The sequence below is a fragment of the Psychrobacter fozii genome (assembly GCF_003217155.1).
In the GTDB taxonomy this organism is placed as follows: Bacteria; Pseudomonadota; Gammaproteobacteria; order Pseudomonadales; family Moraxellaceae; genus Psychrobacter; species Psychrobacter fozii.
The window spans coordinates 63267-79332 of sequence record NZ_QJSU01000006.1 but is presented as its reverse complement, the minus strand read 5'-3'; the positions used below and the strand labels follow the sequence as shown (position 1 = coordinate 79332).

The 16066-nt window shown below is 43.1% G+C and carries 8 protein-coding genes and 1 tRNA gene; 3 read left to right on the top strand and 6 right to left on the bottom strand.

Annotation, left to right across the window (positions count from 1 at the left end; genetic code table 11):
• Positions 1–21: 21 nt before the first annotated feature.
• Positions 22–4521 carry an exodeoxyribonuclease V subunit gamma gene (locus DFP82_RS09025; RefSeq protein WP_110923406.1) on the bottom strand — a complete coding sequence of 1500 codons (4500 nt, stop codon included), beginning with the start codon at positions 4519–4521 and terminating at the stop codon, positions 22–24.
• Between the two features lie 443 nt (positions 4522–4964).
• On the opposite strand from DFP82_RS09025, the gene DFP82_RS09020 reads away from it, so the two are divergent.
• The 3 genes from DFP82_RS09020 (at position 4965) to DFP82_RS09010 (ending at position 6523) form a co-directional block, all read left to right on the top strand.
• Positions 4965–5492, top strand: a complete 528-nt coding sequence (locus DFP82_RS09020; protein ID WP_110923405.1) for a hypothetical protein — start codon at positions 4965–4967, stop codon at positions 5490–5492.
• Positions 5493–5564: 72 nt separating this feature from the next.
• On the top strand, positions 5565–6374 hold the full coding sequence (locus DFP82_RS09015; RefSeq protein WP_110923404.1) for a hypothetical protein: 810 nt from the start codon (positions 5565–5567) through the stop codon (positions 6372–6374).
• Between the two features lie 73 nt (positions 6375–6447).
• A tRNA-Arg gene (locus DFP82_RS09010) sits at positions 6448–6523 on the top strand.
• A gap of 335 nt (positions 6524–6858) precedes the next feature.
• On the opposite strand, the gene DFP82_RS09005 is transcribed toward DFP82_RS09010, so the two are convergent.
• From DFP82_RS09005 to rbbA, 5 genes are all read right to left on the bottom strand, one after another.
• Positions 6859–8646 (bottom strand): aspartate:alanine exchanger family transporter, encoded by a 1788-nt coding sequence (locus DFP82_RS09005; protein ID WP_110923403.1) that lies wholly within the window; start codon positions 8644–8646, stop codon positions 6859–6861.
• Between the two features lie 9 nt (positions 8647–8655).
• Positions 8656–10035: a glutamate decarboxylase gene (gad, locus tag DFP82_RS09000; RefSeq protein ID WP_110923402.1), complete on the bottom strand. Its 1380-nt coding sequence runs from the start codon at positions 10033–10035 to the stop codon at positions 8656–8658.
• Between the two features lie 350 nt (positions 10036–10385).
• Entirely contained in the window at positions 10386–11855 is a 1470-nt protein-coding gene (locus DFP82_RS08995; protein ID WP_110923401.1) for an efflux transporter outer membrane subunit, read from the bottom strand.
• A gap of 213 nt (positions 11856–12068) precedes the next feature.
• Entirely contained in the window at positions 12069–13187 is a 1119-nt protein-coding gene (locus DFP82_RS08990) for an ABC transporter permease (RefSeq protein ID WP_110923400.1), read from the bottom strand.
• Entirely contained in the window at positions 13188–15959 is a 2772-nt protein-coding gene (gene rbbA / locus DFP82_RS08985; protein WP_110923399.1) for a ribosome-associated ATPase/putative transporter RbbA, read from the bottom strand.
• Positions 15960–16066 lie beyond the last annotated feature (107 nt).

Below are 16066 nucleotides of genomic sequence, written 5' to 3'. Positions count from 1 at the left end.
GGGGCTGCTTTAGATAATGAGCTAACCATCTAAGTTAGTTAACGCATTAAACATCGGCTCATACAGTGGCTGAGCTAATGTAGTCAACGCTGCTGACAAAGCCTTAAACGCATCTTGGTCACGTAGTACGTACTGCCAAATGGCATGCTGCGAACAAGTATCGTATACCGTGTCTGAGTTGTAGTTGGGTCTTAACCAGTCGGAGAAGTCGGCACGTTTTGGCCAATAGCTATTGCCGTCACCTTCTTCAGGCTTTAGATACTTATCAAGGTAATTCAGTGCATATTCTGGTAATAACGTAATGGGCACTTGACCCGTTAACTTACCAAAAATAGCCCATTTTATCAGTTCAATTACAGCGTCTTCATAGACAATTGGGCTTAGTTTAAATGCGATTACATCTTTATAGTTACCAACTTGTGAGCTGGGCTTATTAAAGCGCCAAATACTCACGCCATCATTTAATGCCACTTGCTCGGCAGTGGTACGTCTGGCCACTTGCCAATACAAATGTGACAACCAAAACTTGAGCAAATGCCTAGGACTGGCAGAATTGGGCAATATGTTTAACCATTGCTTGGGTGATTGCTGAGCATAAGGCACGCCTGCCTGAATAACTGATATGGGTGCTAACATTGGTACTAAGCCCTTTATCTTAATGACTTTCGGCAACAGCTTAAGCAGTGTCTTTATACCCTCTATATCTGTCTGGCTGTTTGACTCGTTATCAGTGTTATTCAGTATATTTTTTAGCTCTATCTGAACCGGATGCTCGGCGGTTGGCGTCAATAGATGTAAGGCTGTAGCGCCATCTGCTCCACCCTCATTGAGAATACTGCTCTCATCAAAGCCATTAGCCATTAACTGCTCTTTGAACTCTAGACATTGCTGTTGTAGTTTCTTTTGTTGATTGGGTAATGTAGTTTGGCGAGCGACACCAGCGGGCATGATTTTTTGATACATCAGGATCGGAGTAGTGGTTTCAGCCGCTGCATTACTATCATCCTTCTTAGTCTCATCGGCGACCAATTGCTTAATCAAATGGTCTTTGATTTGATAGGTAGTTAAACTGTTTAGAAATAGCGGCTCTTGATGCGAAAGTGCTTCTTCACCTTGCACCACATGCACTTTTTGAGACCGTAAGAACGCTTTGGCAGGATGGCGCACTTGGTAAGCCAACACCCCTTCAATATCTATCTCTCCGATGTTAAATACACTATCAGATAAATCTTGGATGAGCGCTTCCATCATGCTACTGACATCGCCAGCATCAACAGCTGTATCTAGCGCCAATAGTTCGACCAATGCAGACAAGGTTTGATTGTCTACTTGACCTAGCTGACCCAAGCCTTGACCTAGCACCTGAGCGATTGACTCATACTGTGACTTTGTGGGTAGGCCGACCAACTCTTTATGCTCACTAGATACTCGCCCTTTCAAGGTATCAAACACCGCTTGCCAAAGCGGTGCAGGCGGAAACTGTTTTTTCTGAGCCAGCTTGGTTTTGCGCATGGCTGTATTTAATAAAATATCCAGCTCATCAATCATATCGACAGGGCTGGTATCCTGAGCATTGATATTAACGTTAGCATTAGCATTAGCATTTTCATCAATATCAGGAGACGCTTGCTCAAAAACATCAGTGCCTTCAATTTCTGTCTCAAACAGACTCTCATGGAAAGGCAGAGCAGGATGCTCAGTTACTAACCACTGCTTAATCAATTTTGGCAAATAGCGCTTGAGACTCTCGGTAGTGGGATCAATATTCTCAGGCAACGTTTCAAGCGAGTTCACCTGCCATTGCACCTCACCTTGTAGGAACTGTAATAGCTCACTCACTGGGTTGGCTGGCAAATGCTCATGAGTATCCGTCAAGCTTTGACCGTTGTAGAACATCCAACATGCACTGCGCGCACATAGTAGTGCATCTAAAAATGCGCCGTTGTCATCATCTTCACTAACTCTGTCACCGCGGCGGGCATTGGTCGCTTTCATCAAATCATAGCGGTTGTCACGATCACGCCCAGGAAACTCAGAGAGATCCATATTGAGCATCACCACCAGCTCAAAAGGCACGTTTCTTAGTGCACCAAATCGACCAAAGGTAATCACACCCGTCGGCTCCGCACTGACCTGCTGACTTTCAAGCTCGTTTTCGATACTGTCTAGCATAAAGCTCAGCTTGAGCGGCAACTGCTCCACACCTGCCAGCCTCTGCTCTACTTCTCTGTTGTCGATATCACCACTAGCGTACTGCCTATAGTGACGATTGGCTCGTAGACTTGATTTAAAACCATTCATCGCATTGTAGATGGCGCGCATGGTACGCGTTTGGTCCACATCGCCAAAGTAGCGATGGATAACTTGTGTCTCAATCTGATCGAGCCAATCTTCCGCTTTCATTTTTTGTGTATGGTCATCACGACGTGCGACCAAGCCCGTGTAAATACGACAAAGCGCTTCAACAATCAACGCATCATTTAGGCTCACTTGTGGTAACGGTAAGGTCATTTCTGGCAACGCAGTGCTTGGCCATTCATCCTCATCTAACGGATACAAGCAGTCGCTCAACTCAGCCTCTGGCATGACCAGACCTAAGGTCAATCTGTCTAGTGCTTGTGCAAAGCTAAATCGATAGTCGTAATCATTACTGTCCAAAGTTTGCTTAAGATGCAGCTCATCAAAACCGCGAATAAATCCCGCCTCTACCAACAAATCACAGCCACGGCTCATCTGCTCATGAGTCAGTCCAAAGCTTTCAAATAAAGGCGGTAACATGAGCCAGTCTAAGACTTCAGCCGCTTCAAAACGAGCGCTATGACTACCCAATAGTTTATAAAAACCAATAATGGCTTCCCATAACTGGCGTATATCTGCATCGACAACACCCGTCACTTTGGCAGGCAAGGTCAAACCATCCTGACCTTTACCGTTGACGAAGATAGAGCCAATCAGCGCATGATGACGTTCAACATCGGGTAGCAGCACAACAATGTCAGAGATATGGCGTTTCTTTTCACCCAGTTTGACAGGTTCGTTCAACCAACGGCCGATCATAATACGCAACACTTCAAGCTGGCGTTGCAAACTATGACACGAATGAATGCTTAGGCTATTATCTTGCGAAGAGATTGCCCAAAAACGGTCTATCTCAAAGCGCTTATTCTCTAACGCTTCATCTTCATACCAAGCCGTTGCTGGCTTAGCTTCATCAAAGCTCGGCTCTAGTTGCTTACTTACTGCTTGCGAGACTGTAGCAGCCGTTGCTTGCTGGGTCGATTGCTCATCCAGCATCAGCACATCGTTTTGCAAACGCTTTAACAAACTTGGACTATTCTGAGCGCTACTAGCATCGTCGATATACTCAGCAGCAACCCCATTATTAGAACCAATGCTCAGCGTCTCATCAAAATTATCTTGCCATTCAACCAGTGCATCGTCGTACTGCTCATTACCCGACAAGTTGGCAAGCATGGCAAAAGCATCGCGCGACTGCTTGCCCAAACGTGATAGCAAACTGTGGCCGTAATCACGCAAAAACACACTTTCAGGATTAATAATCTGCTGACGCTGCAACCATGATTTATCGACGATATCCGCCCAAAACAGCTTTGATGGATTGTAATGCAATAGCGTGATATTCATGTATTGCGACAGGCGCTGTAGGAAGTCTAGCTCGGTCTGTGGCAGTTGCTGGATAGTAAAGATACGCAGTATGGCTGGCAACTGGTCACGCTCATTTGCCTTGTTATTTTTTAAGGCCGACCAGAACGCACGCTCCAGTGCCACACGGTGTAGATGAACATCAGCAAATAAATGCGCCCATAAGAATCTTTGGGCAACTTCCAACTCAACATAATGCTCGACCAACCACTCAGGCGTGCCACGCGCATATTTATCAAAACGCAGTGACAGTGCATCTTTATCTGCTATCAACTCATCTACATTCAGTGGCTCGTTGTGCGACCATAGCGCCAACCAATCCTCACGGTGGGTCAAATAGCGGTTAAACACCCTCGCCAAATCGCTTGCCAACTGCCAAATACGGGCATCTTGTTGCGCTTTATCCTGTTGTAAGCTGTCTTGTTGAGCACTTGCCTGTGGGTCATCAATCAAAGATGCCAGTAATGGATAAACCGGATGTTTTTCATCTGTAACAATCGACTCTTGATAGTAAGTTAAGTACCCAAACAGTCGCCATTGCATCACCGTTGGTGACAACACCGCCACTTCCGGCACGTTTAGAGTTGTCGCTTCAGGGTTTTGCGCCAGTAAGTACGCATTATGGCGAGTCAATACATCTTGCATCAGCGTCCATTGATACTGACCCCAGAACTTAGTACGCACCAACGTACTAATACCAGCACGGCTGGCAATCGTCTTGTCCAACCAATCGCCCAATACCATTGACGGTACAATGACAATAAAAGGCTCAAATACAGGCTGATCCTTGGACTGGTATTGTATAAGCAGTTGATCTACAAGGTTTTCGGTGCGGTGCGATTGAATAATGGTAAACATAGACACTAATCTGATTGGAAGTATGGAAGCGCAAAACGAACGAATCTTGCTTGAAGGTCTTGAAGTATCTATCGTTTTAGCAAAAATTTAGATAAAATAAATTTGTTATAATAGGGTCTGTTGAACAACACTGGTGAATCTATATTTCATAGTCGTGGTCAACATTTGCTTCTGCTAACATTGCAGTTTCATATAGCGTAAAAATAACGACAACTATCAATGATTATTGAGTCATAGAAATGATGGAAATACGCTGATGATCAGTGTGCCATTGATAGCTATAGTTTACTAGTATATATGCTAGCAGTACAATTGTTCACGACATTTAGTGTCGTTTTCCGTCCAATTGTGCAGATCAAAAAAGACTATCGTCGTTTTTGTTAAAATAGCTGTTATAGTTTATATACCCTCAACCTTTTTTATCAGCGGGATAACGAAATATTATGCCCTTGCGTCCTATTGATGCCATTTTTGTTCACCCTAAGCGACGTTTGTACGTCGTTTACTATCGCGGTGAACTGTGGCAATTGCCACGTATGAAAATTGATGATAGATCATGGCAAAACAGACAACCTTATACTGATGACGGTAAATCGCTCTATCTCAGTATTCATCAAGCCATTAGCGACCCTATACTGGCACAAAAGCTTCGCACATTAAACTTGCCAGTCGCTGTACGCGGGAGCACGTTACCACGCTTTGAAGCATGGTGGGAAGCACATGGATTTAAGTGGCTGACAGAAAAACTTACCTCCGGCGAGTCGCCTTTGGCTGCGCACCAAACAGCACCCACGAGAACAATTGACAATCAATCTGCTTTGTCTTCAAACTCCCCTCCTGTCCCATCAAATACAGAGAACCAGCTAAGTAGTGACAATGATGAGCAAAAAACAACGCTACCTTTAGAAACAGATGTTTTTGCAGATATGCTTGCGGATTTAGCAGATGAGGTGTTGCACCAAAAGATCTAAAATATATTATAAATCCATCACAATTTTTTATGTAAACCCAACGTAAAATAATTAAAAAAAGAGCAGTCATACATGAAAGACTACAAACTGCTGCTAGCCGGGCTGATTTTACTACTACTCGTCATCTTCATTGCAATATTTGCTTGGTTGTATACCAGTAACCGTAAAAATACAGATCCTTTGCCAATCATGGCAAACAAAAATGAATCGACAGCTACCACTACTCAAGATGATGCAAAGTCACTGAATGATAGTGCTGTATATTTGCAAGCGGAAAAAAGTCTACAGATACCTCTAGACGATATCATTGCTAGATTCGAGTCTCGATATCCCCACATACAGGTATTGGCAAACTACGTCCCTGCAAGCGACATCCTAACTCTATTAGATAACGATACTAGCAAGCCATCAAAATTTATATTTGATGTCGATATGATTATCGCTAATGATAGATTATCGACAGAAAGACTCGCACCGTTACAAGCAGAGCTTAAAGCTGCTCAAGATAAAATCAAGCAAAGTAATGCCCTTACCGACAGTGCAGATGAGCCCAGTCAAGAAAATCTGTTTAGTGATGAATCAGAGGGAGATACTGATGGTAATATCAATATAGAAGCACGTACTCTGAATTCTTTTAGCTATGCGTTAAAAGGTGAGCAAACGCTTGAAGGGGTTATTTTGACAGATAACACGGCTGCTATTACGTTCCGCAACTTTTTACTCTCAAGCACAGGACAAGACATCTTAAAAGAATATGATTATTATAATATTGAAGGCTATAAAAACAGCGTCAATGATCTATTTAATCCAACATCACGTACACAACAAGTATCAGAAACTGGATCAACCAATGTCGCTGATGCCCTTAGCAATGGCGAGTAATAATAAATTATCTATATTTATATTTTGTTGATTGCTTTTATGACTGCTTTTTCCTACAATGTCACTCCATAATGCGCCTATAGCTCAACAGGATAGAGCAGTTGCCTCCTAAGCGATCGATCCGAGTTCGAGTCTTGGTGGGCGCACCAATAAATATTATCAGAAGTAATAAAAAAAACCTCATAGCCTATACGCTGTGGGGTTTTTTTATTACTTAATATGTCAAAATCATAACTTTATATAACTTACGATAACTTTTCACAACAGTATTTTGAGGGTATATCTAGCAGATATCTGAAAATACTTTTAAACGGAATATCAAACTGCTAATTTCAACGCTCACTCTTTAGGGGGTTAATGCTCCAAAAATCTTGGGGCAGTTCAGTATAAGACCTATAGCTTTCTCAGGCCTTTATTATTAGGTGAGATTATCAATATTGGAATTTTGAAATAATCATTGTTTACTAATTTCAGTCCTAAAAACTCAAGATAAAATCATCGAAATATAACCGCCAATCAAAGCTAAGACGGTCGTAAGCGCATAACTGACAGGATAAGGTATAGCAGCAACTGAACTTTTTGCCTCTTCCATAATGGCGTTTAGTCCAGGTGTACTATTTCTAGCGCCAGTGGCGGCACCATCAGCGATGATCGAGTTAAGTTTAAAGAATTTCACCCCTATCCAGAAGGCAACGAGCGGTGGTATTAACGCACCTGCTATTCCGATTACTGCTAGCCATAATAGAGTATCACCATGTAAGGCTGTAATAACTTTAGGCCCAACATTGGCGGCTAAAACTGCCACAAAAACGTTTAAACCAAAATCTTGCAAGAAGCTTCTGGCGCCTTCATGTATCGGACCACCAAACTCAGGGTTGCGACTGCGAAAATAACTAACGGCAATCCCAGCAAGAATACACCCTGCTGAAGTTCCTAGTGCAAATGGAATACCTGCAATTCGGACCGTTATAATACCGACTAAATATCCGATAACCATCGCAACGGCAAGATAAATTATTTCAGACTTCATGGTTGGTAATATTACTCGTCCTCCCAAGCGTTGCCCTGCCATATTTAAAGCCACATCTGGACCTGCCAATCTAATCACATCGCCGAAAGAAATCTGTGTTTTAGGACCTAGTGGAATTTCATTACCTGCTCTAAATAAAGCTTGAACAGTAACACCTCCTATTCCAAACTCGCTGAGGTCATGAATGTTTTGACCTGAAATATCATGAGAGCCGATGTGAATATCTGCAACTTCTATAGGAACATTGCGGGCCAATTGATCATCAGCTTCAGGTCCGATGAGCTCATTGTCTACAAAAATTAAATCATGAATATTGGCTCTAACCGTAACGATATCGTTCAGTTGAACGATAGGACCATCTGATAAATCTACAATCGCGCCACTTCTAACCAAACGTAGAATAGGCGCTTGCGGATACTCTTTGACTAACGCTGAGATACTTTTGCCAACAATGTTTTTGTGAGTCACATAAAAGGCTCGTAAATCATACGGTGAAAAACCCAGTGTTAATGCCTGAGGTGCTCCAGGTAAAGGATCTGTCGCACCGCCATTATAATTAGCTTCAGCGGCTTTAGCCTCTTCAGCAGAGTTGTAACCAAAAATCTTAGGTAAATAGCGAATGAGTAAAATAATACCAACAGTGGATAAGACATAGCTAACGGCATAGGCTGCAGCCATATTGGCACCAACTTCTTCCGCTGTTATTCCTGACGGTGGTATATAGGCACCACTCGATAAAGCGCCTTGCCCCACTCCTAGTATGGCCGTTATGGTATAGCTGCCAGAGATAAGTCCTGTTGCGTATCCAGGTGCTAAGCCTGCAAACTTTGCCCCAAAAAAGCAGATAATCCAGTTTAGTGACCAGACAATGACGCCGATACTAATGAATGCCAAACCACCTTTTTTTAATCCAGCAAAAAACTGAGGTCCAACTTTAAGCCCTAAAGCATACATAAAAAGAAGGAGCATAAAGGTTGAAAGAACCCCTGGTATGGCATAAGTAATATCATAAGCAGATTGTGCAATCATCGAAAGCACAACCCCTACCAGCAAAGTACCTGCTGTTGACCCTAAAGAGATATTCTTGATGCTACGATTACCAATATAAGTACCTAAAGCTAATGATAACAAGATAAATACTATGGGCTGATTATCCAGCAGTTGAAAAAATCCATGTAAGCCTGAAGCAGTAACAGGCTCTATCTTATCGAATATCTGACCGACTACAGTAGGATTACTCATAATGCTCTTCTATGTGTGATGAAAGGTACGAGTAGAGCTAGAATGTGAAACTGGATGCGCTTTATAGTATTCAACAGCGGCTTTAATATCACGTAATAACAACGCGGCCATATCTCGACTGATACCATGACGAATTAGAATACGTTGAATGACGGTGTCCTGACGATCGTTTGGTAGTGGATAAGAGGCTATTTGCCAACCATGCTGGCGAACTTTGTCAGATAAATCATAGAGATTGAAACCCCAGTCTCCTTCTTTTAGGGTATAACTAAGGGCAGGTAAACCACCTCGTCCATCATAAAACATCTCAAACGGACCTAACTTTGAGATTTCGTCTGCTAACCATTGAGCGGTATCTACACAGGCTTGTTGAACACCTCTATAACCTTCAAAGCCTAATCGTAAAAAATTATAGTATTGCGCGACAATTTGACCACCTGGTCGAGAAAAGTTAAGCGCAAAGGTTGCCATGTTTCCACCTAGATAATCTACATAGAATATCAAATCTTTTGGCAAGTCTTCTTCTGAGCGCCAAACTACCCAGCCGACACCTAGTGGTGCCAGACCGTATTTATGACCACTCGCATTGATAGACTTCACTCTATCGATACGAAAATCCCACTCAAGTTCAGGTTGAATGAAGGGCGCTATAAATCCACCCGAAGCGGCATCTACATGAATAGGTATGTCCCATCCTTTTTCGCTTTGAATATCATCTAGCTCTTTTGCCATCGCAGCGACGTCTTCATACACACAAGTGTAAGTCACACCTAAGGTAGGAATGACGCCAATGGTATTTTCATCAACATAGTCTTTTATTTTTTCGGGATTGGTACTAACCTCATTACCTTCAAGTGGAATTTGACGAAGCTCAACATCAAAATACCGCGCAAATTTATGCCAACAAATCTGTACTGGCCCAACGACTAAATTGGGCTTTGAGGCATCTAATCCTGCTGCTTCGCGTTTTTGACGCCAGCGCCATTTCATGGCTAATCCACCAAGCATACAGGCTTCTGATGAGCCCGTAGTTGAGCAACCAAGAGTCGTATGAGCTTGTGGACTATTCCATAGATCCGCTAAAATATGAACACAACGTGCTTCCATTTCAGCAGTCTGTGGATATTCATCCTTATCAATCATATTTTTATCGACACATAAGTCCATGATGTCATGAACCTCATCTTCCATCCATGTTGTACAAAATGTAGCCAGATTCTGCTTGGCATTGCCATCGAGAAGTAGCTCGTCTTTTATAAACTGAGCAATAACTTCTGGCTGGGTACTATTTTGAGGCAATTGAAATTTATTGAGTAGCGTATTACTCATTGGGTCTTCGTAAACGTCTTCGCTAATAGGATCTATCCGATTTCGGTTGTGTAAAGGCATAATCTAACGTTCCTTTATATGATTGAAAACTAATTGTATGTGTCGACCTATAAATATTAGATACCTTTGCAAGTTTAGAATATGTTGCCTTATTGTTAAGTTAAATTTATATGATAGTTATGTTATTGTTAAACAAAGTAATATTTATCTTAAATAAATATTTAAATTAACTAACTAAATTATGGGCTATATTTGTAGGCATTAACTTGGAAAATCATAGTTACGCAACCAGACGATAATAACTAAACTGCATTTTTAGTGATATCGCTGATGGCTTCGAATCTTGTTTGGTAGTCTTGGTGATAGTTCTACAGTTTTTTCAACATAGATCACTCATAAGCTATCTGAATTTACGATACCTCAGCAGTGACATTTTCTACCCACCCTCCCCCCAATGACTTATAAAGATTCAGCAGCATTTGTGCTCGAGCCAGCTGCGACTGAACCAAGTTTTCTTGTATTTGTTCTGAGTCCAGTTGCGCGGTCAGTGCCTCATCTAACGTTTGATAACCGTAGCGAAAGAGTTTTTCGGCATCGGTGGCACGTTTTACAGATTGCCGATAAGCCTTATTCAATAAGATTTGTTGCTGCTGCAGCGCCTGATGTGCTTGATAGGTATTATCTACCTCACCAAGCGCACGCAGTAGACTTCGATCATATTGCAGTAGCGCAGTTTGCAAGCGAGCATCGGCGCTTTCAATATTGGCTTCAATCCGGCCATTGGTAAAAATCGGCACATTTATACCCACACTAAGTATACTGCCCCAGCCCTTCAAATCTGGCACATCACTGTCAACATCAATACGCCCGCCTTGACCTAAAAAACGAATGGAGAATCGCGGTAGTAGATCGGCTTTGGCACTTGCTAGTTTGGCAGAATAGGCATTAACTTGAGCTCCATAAGCACGCAGATCTGGACGACGTTCTAGCAACCCTTGGGGTGTTTGGCCACTGGGTGCACTCGGCTGATGGCTAAGAATGTCTATATTGGTTGAAGGCAGAACAAAGCTTTGCGGTACTTGCCCAATGAGTACGGCAATGCTACGTACGTGTGTTGCGTACTCTGCGTTGATTGTGCTTTTTTTAGCACGCATAGCGTTGAGTTTACTTTGGATATTATTGACTTCATACATGGTGACTTGACCCGCTTGAAAACGCCCTTGCACATATCGCTCAAAACGAGTCAAGATGTCTATATTGCGGGCGGTGATGACTTCCCGCTGTTGGGCTGCACGGGCTTGAAAATAATGATCAGCAATCTGATCTGCCAGTAGCATTTGCGCGCCATAAACCTTTTCTTGCACACCCAATGCTGCATAACGAGCGGCATCAGCATCGCTTTGTTTTTTTCCAAATATATCCGGCTCCCACGCAGCAGCAAACCCCACATTAGCATGGCTACTGTCTAGGTCTTGGCGAGTCTCAAGAAGCGCAGTACTAGCACCTAATAGATTACTAAGGTTCTCATTTGCAGAAAGATGAGCAGAGCCGTCTATAATGCCCGCTGAAGCATTGACACCAACTTGTGGCCCAAGATCAGCATTGGCAAGGCGACTGATGGCCCTTGCTTCTGCAAAACGGCTTTCAGCGATGCGAATATCGGGGCTGTCTTGCAAGCCTTGCTCTATCAGGCTACTTAGTAATGGATCTTGCCATTGTTGCCACCAGCGGCTAATTTCCGGACTGCCCTTCGCCGCTTGATTTTCGTTAAATGTCATCGGAATAGAAACATCACTTTGGCGAACGACCTGTGTGCTTTGGCAGGCGCTTAAGAGTAAGGTCAATGCTCCCAAACTCACCCCTTTGCATAATGGAAACATGAGCTTCTTCTCCTTATATTTTCTATCATTATTTTAAATCTAATTATCTTAAATATAATTACAGTAGACCTATAGTTGATTCCGTTTAAAAGAGACACAAGACAACCGAGTGCAGAGGTATATGTCATACTTCAAGCGAGGTCAACGCTGTCACTCTTTTATAAAGGATTGACGATATGACAGGCTCTTTAGTGAGACTGCCTGTCTTATTGATTACCCCATCTTTTCAAGCATCGCCTTAAATCGTATCAAGGCACAAATAAGAAACACGACGCCGATACCTGTCATGACTAATAGCTCAGGCCAAACAATGTCCAAGCCAGCATTACGAAATAAAACGTTTTGTGTAAAACTAATAAACTGAGTCGTGGGCCAGTACTCACTTATCATTTGTGCCGCTTCAGGCATGTTGCTGCGCGGCGCTATAGAGCCAGATAAGAGTAGTGATACAACCAAGACGGGCAACATCAGCAAGGCGAACTGCGGCATACTTGGTGCCATGGTCGATAACATAATGCCTAGAGAAGATATAGAAAACAGATATACAACGACGCCACTGCCAAATAAAAGCAGGGAGCCGTTAATAGGAATATCAAGCAAATATTGAACCACAAAAATCATTGATAACATGGATGCACATAAAATCACCAAGCCATTGGCAAGTATTTTTGAAATCACTATTTCTGTTGCATTAACGGGCATGACTAATAGGTGCTCGATGGTACCGCGTTCGCGTTCCCGGATAACGGCAGCACCAGACAACCCTATTGCCAAGAGCGTAATCATATTGCAGACTTCCATAACCGGTGTATACCAGTAGCTGTCTCCGTTTGGGTTGAATATCATGTTCAGTACTGGCTTGACCAATAATGGTGGATCTGCTTGTTTTAAAAAATCGCGTACTTCCTGATTAAATATCTGGATAATGTAGGCCTGCCCAATACCTGCTTGAGTCATGGTGGTCGCATCGATTAACAGCTGAACTTGCGGTTTTCGTCCAGCCAGCACATCTCGTTCAAACCCAGGTGGAAACTCCAACACAAAAATAAGCTTGCTTTTGTCCATCAATTCATCGACATCTTCGCGTTTTACATCGACAGGAGCTAGAAAATAAGGTTCTTGCAGGGCATCCTGAATTTGTCTGGTTAGGGCTGTTCGGTCTAAATCTATAATACCTACGGGCGCATTACGTACATCTGTATTGATGCCTTCTGCCACAGTATAAATAGTGACAGAGAAAACAAATCCAATCATGAGGAATAGTATCTTGTCTGCAAACAGGCTTCGCAATTCTTTAATGCTCAACGTCCAGATGTTTTTTAAAGTCCGCATTTATACCTCCTGCTTTTTCAGGAAAATAGCGGCAAATATAATAAATGCCAAGGCAAAGGCTGTCAGAACCATATATTCAGTCAAAAAGCTGGACCAACCCAGCCCTTTGGTAAAGCCGCCAATACTGATACGCTGGTACCATGATGCAGGAAACCCGACCCCAATGGCATAAGCGAAGCTGTCCATACTTGATAGCGGGTACAACAATCCAGAGTAGTTAATGGTGGGTATCAGAGTAACAATAGCAGTGACAAACAGTGCAGCAACCTGTGTTCGAACCAAACTGGAAATTAAAAGTCCCAGTCCTGTAGACACATAGACCAACAACAATGCGCCAAAAGACATTGCCCAAAAAGAGCCTTTTATGGGTACTTGAAACCAAAATACAGCCATGAGCACAAGTATGAGATAATTGATAAGTCCCAAAGCGACATAAGGCAGCTGTTTTCCAAGAAGATATTGAGGCACGCTGGCTGGTGACGTATACAGATTCGATATCGAGCCAATTTCGCGCTCACGCACCACACCCAGTGTGGTCATCATTGCCGGAATCAACATGAGTATCATCATTAGCACGCTTGGAATGACCGCATTCACACTTTTGAAGTCTTGGTTATACATAAAGCGTGGAACGACTTCAGCAGCAGGCTCTAAATCAATAGGTAAGCCGGTGTCTTGAAAACGGTCTTTAATATACATTTCCATAATACCCCCGACATAGCCCTCAATATTGGCTGCATTGAATGGCACTGTCCCATCAATGTAAAAGCTTGCTTCTGGTTGTCTGTTAGCCGATAAGTCGTGCCCATAATCTACTGGAATATCAATAACCAATTGAGTCTCAGAGCTTCTCAATGCATATTCAGCTTCTTTTATTGAGTGTACAGGTGGCGTAGATTTAAAGTATTCTGATCCAGAAAAATATTCAACCAATTGTCGGCTTTGTGCCGATTGATCTTGGTCTAGTATGCTATAAGGCAAATCGTGCACATCAAAAGAGATACTCCAACCAGTCATGACCATCAAAATAATGGGCCCAACGATAGCAAAAAACAGCCTGATTTTATCGCGTAATAGCTCTTTAAATTCACGCGTGGCAAATGTCCACACAGTGGTAAACCAATACTTAAGCGTGTCGGTTTTGTCGGTTTGACTATCAGCTTCAGACGCTATGATCGCTGATTCTGCTGGTGTATTTTCAGTCGTGTCGTTTTGGCTGGTGGGTTCAGTGTCATTTTTTTCATCTTCGAGCAGATACTCTACAAAAGCTTCTTCGAGATCTTCCGCTTGTTTATTATGTGTCAGCTCTGTCGGTGTACCAACGACCAGCACGCGACCACGGTGCATAAAAGAGATGCGATCGCATCGACTGGCCTCGTTCATAAAATGAGTAGAGATAAATATCGTGATTTTATCTTCTCGTGAAAGCGTCAATAGCTGTCGCCAAAACATATCACGAGCACCAGGATCGACGCCTGAGGTTGGCTCATCCAAAATCAATACTTCGGGATGATGCAAACAAGCCGCTGCCAGCTGTAATCGTTGGCGGATACCCAGTGACAACGAGGCTGGCGCTGTATCCGCCACGGCACTGAGGTCAAATTTATCTAACGCATCCTTTACGGCCTGCTGTCCACGCTCTCCTTCTATTTGATAAAGGGTTGCATGCAGCTCTAAGTTTTGACGTACGCTCAATTCTTCATAAAGCGAGAAAGACTGCGACATATAGCCGACGCGCATTTTTGTCGCTATGTCATTTGCATCGATAGATTGACCCAGTAATTTGGCTGAACCCTCTGTTTTATCAATCAATCCAGTCAGCATTTTCATCGTGGTCGATTTGCCACAACCGTTAGACCCCAAAAAACCAAAAATCTCACCTTTCTCAATACAAAAGCTGACATTATCAACTGCTGTAAAGTCTCCAAAACGCTTGGTTAGGTTTTTTGCCTCAATAGCGGGCGGTGCATCAGGATCAGGGACAAATGGCGTGATAACCAACGCGCCTGCATTCGTTTGTTTCTCTGGTGGCAATAGCTTGATGTAGGCTTCTTCAAGTGACGTGACATTCAGCTCTGTCATGACGCTTTTCGTCCGCTGATTGGCTAAGAGCTTGCCATCATCCATCGCTAGCAGGTATTCAAAATTTTTGGCTTCATCAATATAGGCTGTCGACACGATGACCGTCATCTCTTGACGTTCAGCTTGTAGCGAGGCCACTAATGACCAGAATTGACGGCGTGATAAGGGGTCTACCCCTGTGGTTGGCTCATCCAGAATCAGTAAGTCAGGATTGTGCACCAATGCACAGCATAAGCTCAGTTTTTGCTTCATTCCGCCCGATAGCTTGCCAGCCGCACGATCAGGAAACGGTGCTAGCCCAGTTGCCTCAAGCAAACGGGCTATTCGTACATGGCGCTCATGCGCATTCAATCCAAACAGTCGCGCATGAAATTCCACATTCTCATATACCGACAGGGTTGGATAAAGATTATGCCCTAAGCCTTGTGGCATAAAGGCGATATGTTTTGACAGCGCCTCACGTGCAGATTTTTCTGCCATATCCTTACCGAATACTTGCACGGAGCCATTTTGAATGACCTTGACCCCTGCAATAAGAGACAACAACGTTGATTTTCCGACACCATCAGGACCAATTAGCCCAACGGTGCTCCCTTGTAAAATATTTAGGGAAATATTATCAAGAGCAACCGTCTTGCCATATGTATGCGACACAGTGTTAATTTCAACGGCGGTATGTTGGCTATCCATACGTTATCTCTCAGTTTGTATCGTTAATTTATTCATAAAGATAACTCTTCGGTTGTAAAACCCTCTGAATAATTTATGACCTCATTTTCTGCTGTCATACTCGAACG

What these genes read in the sequence shown, in the direction of transcription:
- DFP82_RS09025 (WP_110923406.1), bottom strand. Translation starts at nt 4,521, where the DNA reads ATGTTTACCATTATTCAATCGCACCGCACCGAAAACCTTGTAGATCAA.
- DFP82_RS09020 (WP_110923405.1), top strand. Translation starts at nt 4,965, where the DNA reads ATGCCCTTGCGTCCTATTGATGCCATTTTTGTTCACCCTAAGCGACGT.
- DFP82_RS09015 (WP_110923404.1), top strand. Translation starts at nt 5,565, where the DNA reads ATGAAAGACTACAAACTGCTGCTAGCCGGGCTGATTTTACTACTACTC.
- DFP82_RS09005 (WP_110923403.1), bottom strand. Translation starts at nt 8,646, where the DNA reads ATGAGTAATCCTACTGTAGTCGGTCAGATATTCGATAAGATAGAGCCT.
- gad (WP_110923402.1), bottom strand. Translation starts at nt 10,035, where the DNA reads ATGCCTTTACACAACCGAAATCGGATAGATCCTATTAGCGAAGACGTT.
- DFP82_RS08995 (WP_110923401.1), bottom strand. Translation starts at nt 11,855, where the DNA reads ATGTTTCCATTATGCAAAGGGGTGAGTTTGGGAGCATTGACCTTACTC.
- DFP82_RS08990 (WP_110923400.1), bottom strand. Translation starts at nt 13,187, where the DNA reads ATGCGGACTTTAAAAAACATCTGGACGTTGAGCATTAAAGAATTGCGA.
- rbbA (WP_110923399.1), bottom strand. Translation starts at nt 15,959, where the DNA reads ATGGATAGCCAACATACCGCCGTTGAAATTAACACTGTGTCGCATACA.